Annotated in this window: 2 protein-coding genes; both read left to right on the top strand. The window is 73.4% G+C overall.

Going from position 1 to position 1,087, the window contains the following annotated elements:
- A partial coding sequence (locus AC27KI_RS25570; protein ID WP_487116608.1) for a sensor histidine kinase occupies window positions 1-371 on the top strand: 371 nt, incomplete at its 5' end.
- Window positions 356-1,087: sigma-54-dependent transcriptional regulator (locus AC27KI_RS25575; RefSeq protein ID WP_487116610.1), on the top strand; the 732-nt coding region annotated here is incomplete at its 3' end. The genes AC27KI_RS25570 and AC27KI_RS25575, both read left to right, overlap by 16 nt.

Raw genomic sequence — 1,087 nt, forward strand, 5'->3', positions numbered from 1 at the left:
ACTGGCGCTGCGCGGCGAGGCCCCCCGCCGACGCCGTGTTCGACCCCGTGCACGCGGCACGCGCCATCGACAACCTGCTGGACAACGCCGTGCGCCATGCGCCGGCCGGCGGCGAGGCCGTGCTGTCGGCGCAGGTGGATGCGGCGCGCACCGTGTGCACGCTGACGGTGGAGGACGACGGCCCCGGCGTGCCCGAAGACCTGCGGGCACAACTGTTCGAGCCCTTCGCCACCGGCCGCGCCGACGGCAACGGCCTGGGCCTGGCCCTGGCGCGCGAAGTGGCGCTGGCCCATGGCGGCGACCTGCACTATGCGCCCCGCGAGGGCGGCGGCGCCCGTTTCATCCTGGAGCTGCCATGGCGCGCCTCTTAGTCGTCGATGACGACGCGGCCTTCCGCGAATCGCTGGTCGAAACCCTGCAGAGCCTGGGCCATGAAGTGCACGGCGCCAGTGGCGGGGCCGAGGCACTGCGCCGGGTGGAGAGCCACCGCTACAGCGCCATCTTCCTGGACCAGCGCATGCCCGGCATGGACGGGCTGCAAACGCTGCAGGGGCTGGCCGCGCGCATGGCCCGGCTGCCGCCCGTGCTGGTGCTCACCGCCTACGCCAGCGGCTCGGGCACCATCGAGGCCATGCGCCTGGGGGCGTTCGACCACCTGACCAAGCCCGTGAGCCGCGCGGCCGTGGTGGAGGTGCTGGAGCGCGCCCTGCGCTCCGAGGCCGACGCCGGTGCCACGGCCGCCGCACCCGCGCCGCCGCCCGATGCACAGGAGGACGGCGAGCTCATCGGCATCAGCGAAGCCATGCGCGAGGTGCACAAGCGCATCGGCATGGCCGCCGCGAGCGATGCCCCGGTGCTGATCGAGGGCGAGACCGGCACCGGCAAGGAGCTGGTGGCGCGTGCCCTGCACCGGCATTCCACGCGCGCGGCGGGCCCGTTCGTGGCGGTGAACTGCGCGGCGATTCCGAAGGAGTTGCTGGAAAGCGAGCTGTTCGGCCATGTGAAAGGAGCCTTCACCGGCGCGGCCACCGAGCGGCCCGGGTGCTTTCGCGCAGCCGATGGCGGGGTGCTGCTGCTCGACGAGATC

It is taken from the genome of Acidovorax sp. KPB24-03 (assembly GCF_057546605.1).